This window comes from Planococcus shenhongbingii, from assembly GCF_030413635.1.
Lineage (GTDB): Bacteria > Bacillota > Bacilli > Bacillales_A > Planococcaceae > Planococcus > Planococcus shenhongbingii.
Genome location: NZ_CP129235.1, coordinates 2,523,269 through 2,539,583, shown reverse-complemented (window position 1 = coordinate 2,539,583; position 16,315 = coordinate 2,523,269). Strand labels below are relative to the sequence as shown.

14 protein-coding genes are annotated in these 16,315 nt (G+C 44.4%); all 14 read left to right on the top strand.

What is annotated here, in order from left to right:
- Window positions 1–76: 76 nt before the first annotated feature.
- The 14 genes from yfmF to mutS all read left to right on the top strand — a co-directional run bounded on the left by yfmF (window position 77) and on the right by mutS (window position 16,312).
- Entirely contained in the window at window positions 77–1,351 is a 1,275-nt protein-coding gene (gene yfmF / locus QWY16_RS12605; RefSeq protein WP_300989573.1) for an EF-P 5-aminopentanol modification-associated protein YfmF, read from the top strand.
- Window positions 1,344–2,645 carry an EF-P 5-aminopentanol modification-associated protein YfmH gene (gene yfmH, locus QWY16_RS12600; protein WP_300989572.1) on the top strand — a complete coding sequence of 434 codons (1,302 nt, stop codon included), beginning with the start codon at window positions 1,344–1,346 and terminating at the stop codon, window positions 2,643–2,645. Before yfmF ends, yfmH begins: the two co-directional genes overlap by 8 nt.
- A complete protein-coding gene (ymfI, locus tag QWY16_RS12595) occupies window positions 2,642–3,361 on the top strand; it encodes an elongation factor P 5-aminopentanone reductase (RefSeq protein ID WP_300989571.1) in 720 nt (239 codons plus the stop codon). Before yfmH ends, ymfI begins: the two co-directional genes overlap by 4 nt.
- A gap of 205 nt (window positions 3,362–3,566) precedes the next feature.
- Window positions 3,567–4,364 carry a DUF3388 domain-containing protein gene (locus QWY16_RS12590; RefSeq protein ID WP_300989570.1) on the top strand — a complete coding sequence of 266 codons (798 nt, stop codon included), beginning with the start codon at window positions 3,567–3,569 and terminating at the stop codon, window positions 4,362–4,364.
- Between the two features lie 17 nt (window positions 4,365–4,381).
- Window positions 4,382–5,272, top strand: coding sequence for a helix-turn-helix domain-containing protein (locus tag QWY16_RS12585; RefSeq protein WP_300989569.1), 891 nt, complete (start codon window positions 4,382–4,384; stop codon window positions 5,270–5,272).
- 48 nt (window positions 5,273–5,320) lie between these two features.
- On the top strand, window positions 5,321–5,899 hold the full coding sequence (gene pgsA / locus QWY16_RS12580) for a CDP-diacylglycerol--glycerol-3-phosphate 3-phosphatidyltransferase (protein ID WP_300989568.1): 579 nt from the start codon (window positions 5,321–5,323) through the stop codon (window positions 5,897–5,899).
- A 30-nt stretch (window positions 5,900–5,929) separates the two neighbouring features.
- A complete protein-coding gene (locus QWY16_RS12575) occupies window positions 5,930–7,183 on the top strand; it encodes a competence/damage-inducible protein A (protein WP_300989567.1) in 1,254 nt (417 codons plus the stop codon).
- A 174-nt stretch (window positions 7,184–7,357) separates the two neighbouring features.
- Window positions 7,358–8,413 (top strand): recombinase RecA, encoded by a 1,056-nt coding sequence (gene recA / locus QWY16_RS12570; protein ID WP_300989566.1) that lies wholly within the window; start codon window positions 7,358–7,360, stop codon window positions 8,411–8,413.
- Between the two features lie 283 nt (window positions 8,414–8,696).
- Window positions 8,697–10,256 (top strand): ribonuclease Y, encoded by a 1,560-nt coding sequence (gene rny / locus QWY16_RS12565; RefSeq protein WP_300989565.1) that lies wholly within the window; start codon window positions 8,697–8,699, stop codon window positions 10,254–10,256.
- A gap of 67 nt (window positions 10,257–10,323) precedes the next feature.
- On the top strand, window positions 10,324–11,121 hold the full coding sequence (locus QWY16_RS12560) for a TIGR00282 family metallophosphoesterase (RefSeq protein ID WP_300989564.1): 798 nt from the start codon (window positions 10,324–10,326) through the stop codon (window positions 11,119–11,121).
- A gap of 104 nt (window positions 11,122–11,225) precedes the next feature.
- Window positions 11,226–12,758 carry a tRNA (N6-isopentenyl adenosine(37)-C2)-methylthiotransferase MiaB gene (gene miaB, locus QWY16_RS12555; RefSeq protein WP_300989563.1) on the top strand — a complete coding sequence of 511 codons (1,533 nt, stop codon included), beginning with the start codon at window positions 11,226–11,228 and terminating at the stop codon, window positions 12,756–12,758.
- A 4-nt stretch (window positions 12,759–12,762) separates the two neighbouring features.
- Complete coding sequence (locus QWY16_RS12550) at window positions 12,763–13,191, top strand: YlbF/YmcA family competence regulator (RefSeq protein WP_300989562.1); 429 nt, start codon at window positions 12,763–12,765, stop codon at window positions 13,189–13,191.
- Window positions 13,192–13,438: 247 nt separating this feature from the next.
- Window positions 13,439–13,660, top strand: a complete 222-nt coding sequence (locus tag QWY16_RS12545) for a hypothetical protein (protein ID WP_300989561.1) — start codon at window positions 13,439–13,441, stop codon at window positions 13,658–13,660.
- A 126-nt stretch (window positions 13,661–13,786) separates the two neighbouring features.
- The gene (gene mutS, locus QWY16_RS12540) at window positions 13,787–16,312 is read left to right on the top strand and encodes a DNA mismatch repair protein MutS (protein WP_300989560.1); all 2,526 of its coding nucleotides are present in this window, start codon (window positions 13,787–13,789) and stop codon (window positions 16,310–16,312) included.
- Window positions 16,313–16,315 lie beyond the last annotated feature (3 nt).

The window sequence follows — 16,315 nt, the reverse complement described above, 5'->3', positions numbered from 1 at the left end:
TCCGCTTTTCATTATTTGCATTTAGCCGAAAAGGTTCGGTATAGTTAGACTATGAACGAAGAGAGGGGATTTCCATATGTTTCAAACAACTAGTATTGCAAAAGGCGTCAATGTGCATGTTAACGAAACGACGCAATTCAAAACGATAAATTTTTCGTTGAAATTTAAAGATAAATTAACAAAAGAAAAGGCGTCTGCCCGGTCGATTCTGGCGAATGTCCTGCAGCACAGCAATGAAGTGTACCCTTCTCATACTGCGCTTCGCATGGTGCTTGATGATTTATACGGCACGTCTCTGTACATAGATTCTTCTAAACGGGGCAATGAGCATATTGTGACATTGAATGTGGAAACGGTGAACGACCAGTATTTGTCTGAAGAAGGTGTACTCGAAAAAGTTCTGAACTTAATGTACATCGTATTGTTTAAACCGAATTTTGAAAATGGGCTGTTTAAAGAAACCATTTTTAACCGTGAAAAAGAAGCGGTCAAACAGCGCATCGAATCCATTTTTGATGAGAAGACGCGTTATGCCCAGCAGCGGATGATGGAACTGACGCTTCCTGAACATCCGGCTTCCATTCAAGCGAATGGAACTCTTGAAGAAGTAGAGCGGGTGACAAACGAAAAGCTGCTCGAGGAATATCAAGCAATGATCGATGACAACGAAATTGAGATTTATGCAGTTGGAGATATTCAGTCGGAGACGATTGCAGCGTATATAAAAGAATTTTTCCATTTCAAAGACCGGGAAAAGTCCATTGATGCACCATCAGTAGAGTTGGTGCAGCCGGCTCAATCACGGGTTGTTGAATATGAAGATATGAAACAAGGAAAGCTTCATATGGCTTTCTTTACCCCGATTACATTCTATGATGAGAAGTTTCCAGTTATGCAGTTGATGAACGGGATTCTCGGCGGTTATGCGCATTCCAAACTGTTCGTCAATATACGCGAAAAAGAGAGCATGGCTTATTATGTATCCAGCTCGTACGCTTCCCAGTTTGGCTTGATGTTCGTACTTGCAGGCATTGATTCCAAATTGGAAGAAAAGGCAGTTAAACTTGTTCTTGAGCAATTGGAAGAAGTGAAAAAAGGCAATATTTCCGATACGGAACTGGAACAGACAAAAGCATTGCTGATCAATCAATTGAGAGAAGCACTGGATTCAGCAAGGGGCCAGATTGATATCTATGACCAGTACATGGAATTGACGGATTCATTTGAACCGGATTATTTAATCAGCAAATGGAAGAGCATCACCAAAGAGGATATTGCACAGGCTGCACAGCAATTATCATTGGAAATGACTTACTTCCTATCAGGCAAGGAGGATGATTCAGTTGAATAAAGTACATTTTGATCAATTGGATGAAACACTTTATCAGGAGCAATTGCCTAACGGGCTGGAAGTTTATATCTTACCGAAAAAAGGATTCTCGAAAACTTTTGCGACATTCACCACTAAATACGGTTCAATCGACAATCATTTTGTTCCATTTGGCGGGCAGGAACCAGTCAAAGTACCGGATGGCATTGCTCATTTCCTTGAGCATAAAATGTTTGAAAAAGAAGACGGCGATGTATTCCAGCAGTTTAGCAAACAAGGCGCTTCTGCGAATGCGTTCACTTCTTTTACACGGACGGCTTATTTATTCTCGGCAACCGATCAAATTACTGAAAATGTCGGAACTTTGTTGGATTTCGTTCAAAGTCCATATTTTACTGAAAAGACAGTCGAAAAAGAAAAAGGGATCATCGCACAGGAAATTACGATGTACGACGATCAGCCGGACTGGCGCCTGTACTTTGGCATGATCGAGAACCTGTATAAAAACCATCCGGTGAAAATCGATATTGCCGGAACAGTCGATTCAATCCAGGAAATCACGGCAGAGCATTTATATACTTGCTATAACACGTTCTATCATCCTTCGAATATGGTCTTGTTCGTCGTTGGAGCGGTTGAGCCGGAAAGCATGATGGATTTTATCAGAACAAACCAAAGCCAAAAAACGTTTGAAGAGCCGAAAGAAATCAAACGGATTTATCCGGAAGAGCCAATTGAAGCGGCAATCAAAGAACGGACATTGGAAATGAGTGTTCAAAAACCGAAAGTATTTGTAGGCATCAAACCCGAGGTTTTGAATTTATCCGGCACTCCGATGCTCAAACATGAATTGGCATCACAATTGGCTTTCGAATTATTATTCGGGCGTACTTCCGATTTTTATCACCGTGCTTATGAAAATGGCTGGATTGATGAATCGTATTCGTTTGATTACTCGCTGGAAAATGGCTTTGGTTATGCATTGATTGGATCCGATACGTCTGAACCTGAAGTTCTGGCCAAAGAAATCCAGCATACATTGGATGCAGCGATAGAAAAATGGCCATTTGGCCAGGCAGACCTGGACCGCGTGCGCCGGAAAAAGATCGGCTTTTTCTTAAGAGCCTTGAATTCGCCTGAGTATATTGCCAATCAGTTTACACGCTACACGTTCAACCAAATGAATCTTTTCGATGTGGTGCCTTTCCTTGAAGCTTTAGAAGTTCCTGATTTGCAAGCCGCTTTTGCTACGGCCAGTCTGGACAGCCAGCGTTCTGTCTTTACCATCGTGCCTCCTAAGAAGGAAACTGTGTGAAACGATTTGCAGTAATTTTGGGCGCTTCAGGAGAAATCGGAGAAGCGATAGCCCAGCAGCTGGCCGAAACCGGCTGGTCGCTTTATCTTCACTGGAATACCAATCCGGTTGCGGAGCTTACTGGAAAATTAGAAGCAAAATATCCATACCAGGAATTCATTGGCATCCAGGCTGATTTTAGCCAGCCGGACGGAGCCCGAAAAGTCGCCGAAAATGTCTATGATGCCTCCTGCATCGTAGTAGCAAGCGGCCATGCACTTTTGAAAATGCTGATAGATACATCTGAAGAGGAGATGGATGCGTTATGGCGTGTCCATGTCCGAAATCCTGTCGCCGCTATCAAATTGATTTCTCCATACTTCCACCGCCACCAGAAGACGTATGTTGTCTTTATCACATCAATCTGGGGGCAAACCGGAGCGGCGCTTGAGACGATGTATTCGTCAGTCAAAGGGGCACAAACAGCATTTGTGAAAGCTTATGCCAAGGAAATGGCGGCGTCAGGAACACGTGTTAATGCAATTGCTCCAGGCTTTATCCAAACGAAAATGAATAACGCTTTTGACAATGAAGAGCTTTTGGCTATTGCAGAAGAAATACCGCTGGGGCTGGGCACTTGCCAAGACATAGCAAATGCAGTCGAATTTCTGGTAGGCGGCAAAGCGGATTATATGACAGGTCAAACTCTTCATATCAATGGAGGATGGCATATGTAGGGAAGCTATCAAAAATTAATGAAAAAAGGTCTATTGTCTAAGTTGGCTGGTTTTTAATGTGAACAAATAGTACTAAAGGAGTTGGCCAGCTTAAGTTTTCAAGCCAACTCCTTTTTATTGCCCCTTTTCTTGTAGTTGTAAATCAGCTATCATAAGAGGTAGGGACTTCGAACGCCATATACTGATATGAAAGGTCGGATGATGAATGATCGAATGGTATTTTGAATACGAAATTCAAGTGAATCGTCCGGGTTTATTAGGGGATATAGCTTCACTTCTTGGGATGTTGCGAGTTAATATTGTGACGATTAATGGGGTTGACCAAGGCAGGCGAGGAATGCTCTTACGTGCTGAACATTATGTTCAGCTGGAACGTTTTGAACAAATCGTTTCAACTATTGAAACGATTGCAGTGAAGAAGTTCCGCGAACCCAAATTGCGTGATATTTTAGCTGTCCGGCACGGACGGTATATCCAGCGCGATGCAGATGACCGCAAGACATTTCGTTTCGTCCGCGATGAACTTGGCTTGCTGGTTGATTTCATGGCTGAAATTTTCAAGCAAGAAGGCCATAAATTGGTGGGAATCCGGGGGATGCCAAGGGTTGGCAAGACAGAATCGGTTGTCGCTGCCAGTGTTAGCGCCAATAGAAAGTGGATTTTCCTTTCTTCCACGATGATCAAACAAACAGTGCGGAACAGTCTGATGGGCGATGAGCACAATTCCAATAATATTTTTATATTGGATGGCATTGTAACACGCCGTTCCGCAGATGAGCGCCATCAGCAACTGGTACGGGAAATGATGCGCATGCCTACTATTAAAGTGGTGGAACATCCCGATTTGTTTGTCCAGCAGTCTGAGTACAACATCGAAGATTTCGATTATATTATCGAATTGCGCCATCATCCAGACGAGAAGATTACATATGAAGTTTTAGAGAAAAACAACTTCATGGACGACCGGAACCAAGCGGATATGTTCGGCGGTTTTAACTTTTAAGCAGGCAGGTGATCGTATTGAGTGAATTAGGTACTCGTTTGAAAGAAGCGAGAATCGCAAAAGGTTATAGTATAGAGGATTTACAAGAGGTAACAAAAATTCAAAAACGGTACTTAGCCGGTATTGAAGAAGGCAATTACAGTATGATGCCAGGGCCGTTTTACGCGCGTGCTTTTATCAAGCAATACGCGGAAGCAGTAGGACTCCAGTCGGATGAATTGTTTGAACAATATAAATCAGAATTGCCGGTGCCAGCCAGAGACGAGTCGGGAGCATTGATTGCGCCGCCAACACCGTCACGCCGGGAAACTTTCGCTAAACATTCCTCTAATCGGACAGGTGAAATAATGCCGAAAGTGATTGTGGCTTTGTTTATCGTAGTCATTTTGGCTGTAGTGGTCTTCTTTTATTCAAACCTTGATACCAATGATCCGATTGAAGAAGGAACAGAAAATGAAGGCGGAGTACAGTATGAAGAAGCTGCTGAGGAACAAACTCCAGCTGAGCCGGCCAAAGAGCCCGCCAAAGAGCCCGCTAAAGAAGAACCAGCCAAAGAGCCTGTAGAAAAAGAGCCGGCAAAACCTAAGGCAAGCTTAGATGTTAAAGGAAGCAAAGGCGAAACAACAACCTATGCATGGACAGGTCCGGCTAAAAGAGAGCTTGTCATCAAAGCGAGCGGGGGACCGTCATGGGTTCAGGCAATGGGGCCCAACCAAAAAGATTTAATACCCGCACGCACAATGGCTAAAAATGATGCCGAAAACATCGATGTAACTGGCCTTTCAAAAATTTCTATACGGCTTGGGGCGACCCCGAATGTGGTATTGACACTTAACGGCGAACCGGTTAAATATACGCAAGATCTTCTTACTCAAAATATTGTTATTCAATTTAAAGACGTGGAATAGCCATCTTTTGATGGCTATTTTTCTTGATAGGACGAAAGGAGAAACACTATGAACATTCCAAACCGCATCACCATTTCCAGAATTTTATTGATTCCAATTTTTATGGTGATCATGCTAGTCGATTTTGGATGGGGAGACATGACGCTTTTCGGAGCGGAAATGCCGGTTAGACACTTTGTCGGAGGACTGATTTTTATTATTGCCTCACTGACAGACTGGGTCGACGGTTACTATGCCCGTAAATATAATCTAGTTACTACTTTTGGGAAATTTTTAGATCCACTTGCTGATAAATTGCTTGTTTCAGCAGCCTTGATTATTTTAGTGGAGCTTGAATTTGCCGCTTCATGGATTGTTATTATCATTATCAGCCGGGAATTCGCGGTTACAGGACTTCGTCTGGTATTGGCAGGAGAAGGGGAAGTGGTGGCAGCCGGTAATTTAGGCAAGATTAAAACAACTGCGCAGATTCTGGCCATTGCCGCGCTATTGCTCCATAATACGATTTTTGCTTTAGTTAATATTCCATTCGGGGAAATTATGCTTTATATAGCGCTTATTTTCACGGTTTGGTCTGGATGGGATTATTTCTATGCCAACCGCCGGGGATTACTCGCATCTAAATAATGATTGCAGTTTGAGAAGGGGTGGAGTCAGATGAATGCGGAAATTATTGCAGTGGGATCGGAACTTTTGCTTGGTCAAATCACAAACACGAATGCGCGTTTTTTATCCAGCCATTTGGCGGAACTTGGCATTAATGTGTACTACCACACTGTTGTCGGCGACAATGCCGGCCGCTTGGAGGATGTCATTAAAATTGCTGAAGAGCGCGCTGATTTAATCATCTTTACCGGTGGCCTTGGCCCGACAAAAGATGATTTGACAAAAGAAACCATAGCCCGCCATTTAGGGACAACACTTGAAATGGATGCATATGCCCTGGAATCCATTGAGGCATTTTTTGAGCGGGCTAGACGGGTAATGACGGAAAACAATAAGAAACAGGCGCTTGTTTTAAAAGACAGTGAAGTGCTGGTCAATAACCATGGGATGGCTCCGGGAATGCTGTATAAAAATGATGGCCGGGTGTATATTTTGCTGCCGGGACCGCCAAAAGAAATGGAACCGATGTTCCAGTTTGAAGGTAAACCGAAATTGGCTCGTTTATTGAATCAAGCGGATGTCATTTTATCTCATGTCTTGCGTTTTTACGGCATTGGGGAAGCGGAACTGGAAGACCGCCTGCAGGATTTGCTGGACCGGCAAACCAATCCGACTATTGCCCCGCTAGCATCTGACGGAGAAGTGACGCTTCGCATTACCGCGAAAACGGCCACAGAAGAGCAGGCTTGGGAATTGATCAACAAAGCGAAAAAAGAGATTTTAGATGATGTAGGGGAATATCTCTATGGTTATGATGACGATTCACTTGCTTCCAAAACGATTGAATTATTGAATGAGCAATCGAAAACAATTTCAGCTGCTGAAAGTTTAACAGCTGGACTTTTCCAATCAGAGCTGGCAGCAGTAGCTGGAGCGAGTGCGGTTCTTTCAGGCGGAGTGATTGCCTATAACGAAGAAATGAAAATTACTCAGCTTGGGTTGTCTCCTGAGCTGCTTAAAGAATACGGCGTAGTCAGTGAAGAAACTGCCATTGCGATGGCTGAAGCAGTCCGTGAGAAGTTCAGCACGGATATCAGTGTCGGCTTGACAGGGGCTGCAGGGCCGGATGCTCATGGCAATCAGCCGGCTGGAACCGTCTGGATCGGCATCGCGACAGCCGAGGAAACCAAAGCTTACCGGCTTCAATTATCGGGAATGCGCAATACGAACCGTCTGAGAGCGGTAAAATTGGCGCTTTCTTATATCATACGAACACTGACAGAAGGAAATGCACGCAAAATTTAATTTTGCGTGTTTTTTTGTTCTCAAAAAGGGAATTTGCTATTTATAGGGTGAACAAATCACAAATTTAAAAATACGAACACGAATAAACGTTCGCTTTTTTGTTGTGTATTTCTCAATAACCTAGTATAATAGAGACAGGTAGAAAAAATGGTTTTAATTAGAGGAGGATTTCTTTTGAGCGATCGTAAAGCGGCATTAGACATGGCGTTAAAGAGTATAGAAAAGCAATTCGGTAAAGGTTCGGTCATGAAATTAGGAGAAAAAAGCGACCGGAATGTATCATCAGTTTCCAGCGGTTCATTGGCGCTAGATACTGCTCTAGGAATAGGCGGATACCCGCGCGGACGGGTTATTGAAATATATGGACCTGAAAGTTCGGGTAAAACGACTGTTTCGCTTCACGCCATTGCGGAAGTGCAGGCTATAGGCGGAACAGCAGCATTTATCGATGCTGAGCACGCATTAGATCCGATGTACGCTAAAGCACTAGGTGTTAATATTGATGAGTTGCTCCTGTCTCAGCCGGATACAGGCGAGCAGGCACTTGAAATTACAGAAGCTTTAGTTCGAAGCGGCGCTGTTGATATTGTTGTAGTTGACTCAGTAGCAGCATTAGTGCCAAAAGCGGAAATTGAAGGCGAAATGGGCGACTCGCATATGGGTCTGCAAGCACGCTTAATGTCTCAGGCGCTTCGTAAACTATCAGGCGTCATCAATAAATCGAACACAATTGTGATTTTTATTAACCAAATCCGTGAAAAAATCGGCGTTATGTTCGGTAACCCGGAAACGACTCCAGGCGGCCGTGCATTGAAATTCTATTCGTCTGTCCGTTTGGAAGTAAGACGCGCTGAAGCATTGAAATCCGGCACGGATATCATCGGGAACAGAACGAAGATCAAAGTCGTCAAAAACAAAGTGGCTCCGCCGTTCCGTACAGCTGAAGTGGATATTATGTACGGAAAAGGGATTTCCCGTGAAGGTGAAATCGTTGATATCGGTTCAGAGATGGAGATTATCCAGAAAAGCGGTTCTTGGTATTCGTATAATGAGGAACGTATTGGACAAGGCCGTGAAAACGCCAAACAATTCCTGATTAGCAATCCAGAAATACGCCATGAAATTTCAAACAAAATCCGGGAATCATTTGGCATGGAAGCAGCAAACTATACGATTGCTGCACGTGAAGAAGAACCGGAAGAGTTTAATTTACTGATTGATGAGGAATAATATGCTTCGTATGAAAAACCGCCCAGCTTTTGCTGAGCGGTTTTTTCTTATAGCTCTATTTTTTCAAAATACTGGAAAATAAAGGGTGGATAGAAGCCGTAAATCTATCGCCAATGCTTGATTGTACAGGTTTTCCCGCTTGTCAATGGGTTGACACGACATAAGTCCATCTATACAATTAAAATTGTATAATTTACTATTTTTACAACGATTGATGTAGAACAATGGTTTTATTATTTCGTTCTTGAAAAATGTTAAAAGAATAGCAAGAGGAGGTGTCCGAATGTATATTAACGAGATCATCTTCGCTTTGCTTGGTATCATCGTCGGTGTAGTTGTTGGGTATTATGCGTTAAAAAAAGCTAACGATTCCAATATAGCAGGCGCTAAAAATTCTGCGGAGCAAATAGTTGAAGATGCGAAAAGAGAAGCTGAAGCCCTGAAAAAAGAAGCATTATTGGAAGCGAAAGACGAAAATCATAAATTGCGTACTGAAACAGAATCTGAAATTCGGGAACGCCGATTAGAACTTCAAAGACAAGAAAATCGGTTGTTGCAGAGAGAAGAAAATTTGGATCGCAAGGATGATGCATTAAACAAAAGAGAAGCTGGTCTAGAACGCAAAGACGAAGCGCTCGCAGAAAAACAACAGCATATTGTACAGATGGAGAGCAAAGCTGAGGAATTAGTCCGGCAGCAACAATCCGAAATGGAACGCATTTCATCTTTGACACGCGAAGAAGCAAGATCGATTATTTTGCAGCAAGTTGAAAATGAACTTTCTACAGATATTGCTGCAATGATCAAAGAAACTGAAGCGCGTGCGAAAGAAGAATCAGACAAAAAAGCGAAAAACATTTTATCATTGGCTATGCAGCGTTTTGCAGCAGACCACGTGGCAGAAACGACTGTTTCCGTAGTCAACTTGCCGAATGATGAGATGAAAGGCCGCATTATTGGCCGCGAAGGACGCAACATCCGTACGTTGGAAACCTTGACCGGAATCGATTTAATCATTGATGATACACCGGAAGCGGTTATTTTATCCGGATTCGATCCGATCAGACGTGAAACAGCCAGATTAGCTCTTGAGAAATTGGTGTCTGATGGGCGTATCCATCCAGCACGCATTGAAGAAATGGTTGAGAAGTCAAGACGGGAAGTGGATGAACAAATTCGTGAGATTGGTGAGCAAACCACATTTGACGTTGGCGTCCATAACCTGCATCCAGACTTGATCAAGATTCTAGGCCGCCTTCGTTACCGTACAAGCTATGGGCAAAATGTCTTAAAACATTCCGTGGAAGTTGCATTCCTTTCGGGCTTAATGGCTGCGGAACTGGGCGAAGACGTAACCTTGGCAAGACGTGCCGGTCTACTGCATGATATCGGGAAAGCCATTGACCATGAAGTTGAAGGCAGCCATGTTGAAATCGGCGTAGAACTTGGCATGAAATATAAAGAACATCCTGTTGTTATCAACAGTATTGCTTCCCACCACGGGGATACAGAAGCGACATCGATCATTTCAGTGATTGTCGCAGCAGCAGATGCTTTGTCTGCAGCACGTCCTGGCGCAAGAAGCGAGACTCTCGAAAATTATATTCGCAGACTCGAAAAACTCGAAGAAATTTCCGAATCGTATGAAGGTGTTGAGAAATCATTCGCCATTCAAGCAGGCCGTGAAATTCGGATTATGGTCCGGCCGGAACAAATTGATGATATGACAGCGCATCGTCTGGCACGCGATATCCGGAAACGGATTGAAGAAGAGCTTGATTATCCTGGCCATATCAAAGTGACGGTTATTAGAGAAACACGAGCAGTTGAATATGCAAAATAATAAGAGTAAGGCTTCGATGAATGTCTATTCAAAGAAGCCTTTTTCTTATGGGAAAAGGTGAACAAAATTGAAAATTTTATTTATTGGAGATATTGTCGGTTCTATCGGCAGGGAAGCGTTAGAGTCATATTTGCCAAGGCTGAAGCGGAAGTATGCCCCCGATGTTGTCATCGCTAACGGCGAAAACGCAGCGGCAGGGCGCGGCATCACCCAATCAATTTATCAGGATCTGTTATTCATGGGTGTCGACGTCATTACGATGGGCAACCATACCTGGGACCAAAAAGAGATTTTCGACTTTATCGATGATGTCGATTACTTGATCCGTCCCGCTAACTTTTCTCCGGAAGCTCCTGGACGCGGAATGGCTACAATCACGAAAAATGGCAAGACCTTATCCGTAATCAACTTGCATGGCCGGGTCTTTTTGCCGCCGCATGACGATCCTTTCCAAAAAGCGGATGAGCTTTTAGCAGAAGCGAAAGCCATTTCCCCGCTGGTCTTTGTCGATTTCCATGCTGAAGCGACAAGCGAAAAAATTGCAATGGGCTGGCATTTGGATGGCCGGGCTTCCGTCGTCGTAGGGACCCATACCCATGTCCAAACCGCCGATGCGCGCATCTTGCCGAATGGCACCGCTTATATATCGGATGTCGGGATGACCGGCCCTTACGATGAAATATTGGGCATGACGAAAGAATCGGTGCTTTACCGGTTCAAAACAAATATGCCGACTCGTTTTGAAGTGCCGAAACGCGGGCGTTCTGTCGTAAGCGGCTTTTTCACGGAAGTCGATGATGAAACCGGAAAAGCTGTTTCATTCGAACGAGTCTACATTAATGACGATTACCCGTTCCAGAACTGATTTTACTTCCCGTTCTTGTCGATTCTCCGACAATTGATACACCTGCCTTGTAGTAAGGCTGCTGTATTCAGTATAATAAAGTGATGATTGAAAGGGGTTTTTTCATGAATGAGGAACAGCGAATGCAAACAACTCAAGTAACGGCTGCGCCATCAGAAAAGGACTATAGCCAATACTTTCAGAGTGTTTATACACCGCCTTCATTGAAGGAAGCAAAAAAGCGAGGGAAAGAACAAGTCTCCTATTTCGATAATTTCAAAATTGATCCCCGTTTTGAAAAGATGGGAGAAGGCCGCAAGTTCTATATCCGCACTTATGGATGTCAGATGAACGAACATGACACCGAAGTGATGGCCGGCATATTTATGCAATTGGGCTATGATATTACTGAATCGGTCAACGATGCAGATGTTATCCTGTTAAATACCTGTGCCATTCGTGAAAATGCTGAAAACAAAGTGTTCGGGGAACTGGGACATTTGAAGCCTTTGAAATTGGAAAAACCGGATTTGCTGATTGGGGTTTGCGGCTGTATGTCGCAAGAAGAATCCGTGGTCAATAAAATCCTGAAAACCTACGATCAAGTAGATATGATTTTTGGCACGCATAATATCCACCGGCTGCCTGAAATTTTGAATGAAGCGTACTTATCGAAAGAAATGGTCATCGACGTCTGGTCAAAAGAAGGCGATGTCATTGAAAACTTGCCAAAAGTCCGCAAAGGCAAAATCAAGGCTTGGGTGAATATCATGTATGGCTGCGATAAATTCTGTACGTATTGCATTGTTCCGTATACACGCGGTAAAGAGCGTTCCCGCCGTCCCGAAGACATTATCCAGGAAGTGCGCCACTTGGCAGCACAAGGGTATAAGGAAGTCACGCTGCTGGGCCAGAATGTCAACGCCTACGGCAAAGACTTTGCCGATTTAAAATATGGGCTTGGTGACTTGATGGATGAGCTGCGCGCGATCGATTTGCCGCGCATCCGTTTTACGACCAGCCATCCGCGCGATTTCGATGATTATTTGATCCAAGTACTCGCAAAAGGCGGAAATCTTGTCGACCATATCCATTTACCTGTACAATCAGGTTCGACAAGCATGTTAAAAATCATGGCCCGCAAATATTCACGAGAACATTATTTGGAACTGGTCCGGAAAATCCGGGAAGCCATTCCCACTGTATCGCTGACAACGGACATCATCGTCGGATTCCCGAACGAAACAGATGAGCAGTTTGAAGAAACCTTGTCTTTATTCAAAGAAGTCGGTTTTGAAATGGCGTTTACGTATATCTATTCTCCACGCGAAGGCACGCCAGCAGCGAAGATGATAGACAATGTCCCGATGGAAGTGAAAAAAGAGCGGCTTCAGCGTCTAAATGCAGTTGTGAACGAATACGCTTTAAATGCAATGACTGCATATAAAGGGCAGATTGTCGAAGTGCTTGTTGAAGGTGAAAGCAAGAAAAACCCCGATGTATTATCGGGATATACAGCGAAAAACAAACTCGTCAATTTTGTCGGCTCCAAGTCGATTATCGGCCAATTGGTAAAAGTAAAGATTACAACAACAAAAACATGGTCTTTGAACGGTGAGCTAGTAGAAACCGGAGCAGGCCAAGAAATGGGTGTCTAATTACATGACGTATTCAAAAGAAGAAATTATTGCAAAAGCACGCGAAGTGGCGGACATGATCGCCGAAACAGAAGAAGTGGAATTCTTCAAACGTGCGGAAGCTCAAATAAATGAAAACCAAAAAATCCGTGAGAAAATTGCCAGCATGAAGAGCCTTCAAAAACAAGCGGTCAACTTCCAGGCATACGGAAAAGAGCGCGCTTTAGGATTGATCGAAGGAAAAATCCGAAAAATCGAAGAAGAAATCGACGCTGTGCCGATTGTCCAGGAATTCAAACAATCACAAAGCGATGTCAATGCACTTTTGCAAATGGTTTCAACAGCTATCGCGAACCAAGTGACAAACAACATCATCACTTCAACTGGCGGAGACCTGCTTCGCGGTGAAACCGGCTCAAAAGTGGAAGCCAGCAAACCGACTAAACTATCTTAAGAAAAGCGGAAGCGCCTGATTAGTCCCGACAGGCAAGTTATGGACCAAAGGAAATTTGGGACATGACTTTGCGACGAAGCACGAAGTGCTGCAGGAGCATATGTTTTAAGGCAGAACACCGAAACGGCGATTTTTGCCGTACAGGTGGGCTGTCTTAAGACCCCGAGGGACTAGGCGCTGCAGCTAGACAATAAGAAAAGCGCAGGTGGCCATCTAGCCCCGACAAGCGCTGGAGGGTTTGGCATGAATGGCGTACTTGGCCATTCGGGACAAGACCGAAGCGACCTCGAGGGGCTGGCCACCGGAGCTAGCCAATAAGAAAAGCGGAAGCGGCCGCTCAGCTCCGAAAGGCATAAGACGGATTGGCGAAGCGGCGATTTTTGCCGCACAGCCAAGACGGCTTATGACCCGAGGAGTTGGCCGTTGCAGCTGGACAATAAGAAAAGCGGAAGCGGCCGTTCAGCTTTGACCGCTAAGAAATTAAGAAATAATGAAATTAAACTGAAAGGGCTCCGGCTCTTTCAGTTTTTTCTTTTCTCCCTTTGTTTTTGTTATAATGGAATGACAACGAAAAGTTTGTGAAAGAGGTAAAAAAATGGCACCTACACCAATGATGCAACAATATATGCAAGTAAAATCCGATTACCAGGACGCCTTCTTATTTTTCCGTCTGGGCGATTTTTATGAAATGTTTTATGACGATGCGTTACAAGCATCCCAAATCCTTGAAATTACATTAACAAGCCGAGGAGGCACCGGTGATGACCGCATTCCAATGTGTGGGGTCCCTCATCATGCGGCGCAGAACTATATCGATCAGTTGATCTCCAAAGGCCATAAAGTGGCGCTTTGCGAGCAAGTGGAAGATCCTAAAACCACAAAAGGGATGGTCAAACGCGAAGTGGTTCGGCTGATCACTCCAGGCACCCATACCGAAGGCAAAAGCATCGATTCTAAATCGAATATGTTTTTGGCAGCCGCTGAACAGCTTGCGGATGGCTTTGCTTTGTCATACGTCGACATCAGCACAGGGGAAGCTAGCGCCATGTACATAGCAGGAACAGAAAAAGCGCTGCTTCAGGAACTGCAGTCATTAAATATCAAAGAGCTGGTGGTTTCCGAGCAATTATTTTTATTGCTGAACGAAGATTCCCAGGACTTGGTACTGTCAATTGAACCGATGGACTTCATATACAATGCAGATGAGCGGCTGTTGTCCACTTGTCCGGAAGATTTGAAGCTAAGCATTCAGCGACTGTTAACTTATATTTCACGGACTCAAAAGCAATCACTCGAACATATACAGCCGTTCGTTTTTAATGAAAATGGTCAATTGCTGTCGATTGATTTCCATTCAAAGCGCAATTTGGAATTGCTGCAGTCGATTCGAGGAGGCGAAACCAAAGGCACGCTTCTTTGGCTGCTCGATGAAACGGTGACCGCAATGGGCAGCCGCAAACTGAAGCAGTGGCTGCATCAGCCGCTGGCGAATCGCCATCTGATTGAAAAGCGGCAGCAACTGGTTGAAGTGCTGATCGAGCAGTATTTTGTCCGGGTAGAGTTGCAGGAATTATTAAAAGAAGTTTATGATTTGGAACGCTTGAGCGGCCGCATCGCTTTTGGCAGCGCCAGTGGACGTGATTTAGCACAGCTCAGAAGTTCACTTGAAAAAGTGCCGACCATCATTGCGGAGCTGGCAAATTCCGGACACGGAACCCTCGCTAATTTCAGCGATAAGCTCGACCGCTGCGGGGAAGTATGCGAGCTTCTGGAAGCAATCAGTGAAAATCCGCCGCTGTCTTCGAAAGAAGGCGGAGTCATCCGTGATGGCTTCCACGAAAAGTTGGATGAATACCGTTATGCTTCCCGCAACGGCAAAGACTGGATTGCTCAGCTGGAACAGGAAGAACGTGTGAAGACTGGCATTAAGTCATTGAAAATCGGCTATAACCGCATTTTCGGCTACTTCATTGAAATATCCAAAGCCAACATGCACTTGGCCGATCTTGACCGCTATGAGCGAAAACAGACGCTTGCCAATGCTGAACGCTACATTACACCGGAACTGAAAGAAAAAGAAACACTGATTTTGACTGCGGAAGAAGAAAGCCTGCATCTGGAATATGAATTATTCGTTAAGATCCGTGAAGAAGTGAAACAGTATATCGGCCGAATCCAACAGCTTGCGTCCACACTCAGTGAACTGGATGTATTTATGAGTTTTGCCAATGTCGCCGAGAAATACCGTTTTGTTAAGCCGGCATTCAACGATTCCCGTGAAATATCAATTATCGAAGGCCGCCATCCGGTAGTTGAAAAAATGCTCAATAAGCAGCTCTACGTACCGAATGATTGTGTGTTAACGAACAGCCAAAATATGCTGTTGATCACCGGGCCCAATATGTCTGGTAAAAGTACATATATGAGGCAAGTCGCTTTGACAATCGTGCTGGCGCAAATCGGGAGCTATGTACCGGCAGAATCGGCAAACTTGCCTATAGTTGACCAGATATTCACGCGCATTGGCGCCGCTGATGATCTTGTGTCGGGCCAGAGTACATTTATGGTGGAAATGCTTGAGTCGCAGTACGCCATCACGCATGCGACTGAGCGCAGTCTGCTGCTATTCGATGAAATCGGGAGAGGCACATCAACTTACGACGGTATGGCACTCGCTCAGTCGATGATTGAGTACATTCATGAACATATCGGCGCCAATACCTTGTTTTCCACGCATTACCATGAATTGACGGCACTCGACCAATCATTGGATAAATTGAGCAACGTCCATGTTGCGGCAATGGAGCAATCCGGAAAAGTGGTATTTTTGCATAAAGTGAAGAAAGGGCCGGCTGATAAAAGCTATGGCATTCATGTCGCTGAACTTGCGGAGCTGCCGCAGCCGATTTTAGAACGGGCGCGTGAATTGCTTGCCAGTTTTGAAGCTGAAAATAAAAAACACGTCAGCCAAGTGGAACAACTGTCATTTTTTGATGAGCGGGACACTGAAGGCGAAGAAGTATTGCAAGCAATCGCGGATATTAATATTGCAGCGATGACGCCGCTGCAATCACTGCAATTATTGAACGACCTGCAAGTCAAGTTAAGCAAAAAGGAGTGAAGT

Coding starts and splice junctions, on each gene's coding strand:
- yfmF (WP_300989573.1), top strand. CDS start 77: ATGTTTCAAACAACTAGTATTGCAAAAGGCGTCAATGTGCATGTTAAC.
- QWY16_RS12590 (WP_300989570.1), top strand. CDS start 3,567: ATGATCGAATGGTATTTTGAATACGAAATTCAAGTGAATCGTCCGGGT.
- pgsA (WP_300989568.1), top strand. CDS start 5,321: ATGAACATTCCAAACCGCATCACCATTTCCAGAATTTTATTGATTCCA.
- QWY16_RS12575 (WP_300989567.1), top strand. CDS start 5,930: ATGAATGCGGAAATTATTGCAGTGGGATCGGAACTTTTGCTTGGTCAA.
- rny (WP_300989565.1), top strand. CDS start 8,697: ATGTATATTAACGAGATCATCTTCGCTTTGCTTGGTATCATCGTCGGT.
- miaB (WP_300989563.1), top strand. CDS start 11,226: ATGAATGAGGAACAGCGAATGCAAACAACTCAAGTAACGGCTGCGCCA.
- QWY16_RS12550 (WP_300989562.1), top strand. CDS start 12,763: ATGACGTATTCAAAAGAAGAAATTATTGCAAAAGCACGCGAAGTGGCG.
- QWY16_RS12545 (WP_300989561.1), top strand. CDS start 13,439: ATGGCGTACTTGGCCATTCGGGACAAGACCGAAGCGACCTCGAGGGGC.
- mutS (WP_300989560.1), top strand. CDS start 13,787: ATGGCACCTACACCAATGATGCAACAATATATGCAAGTAAAATCCGAT.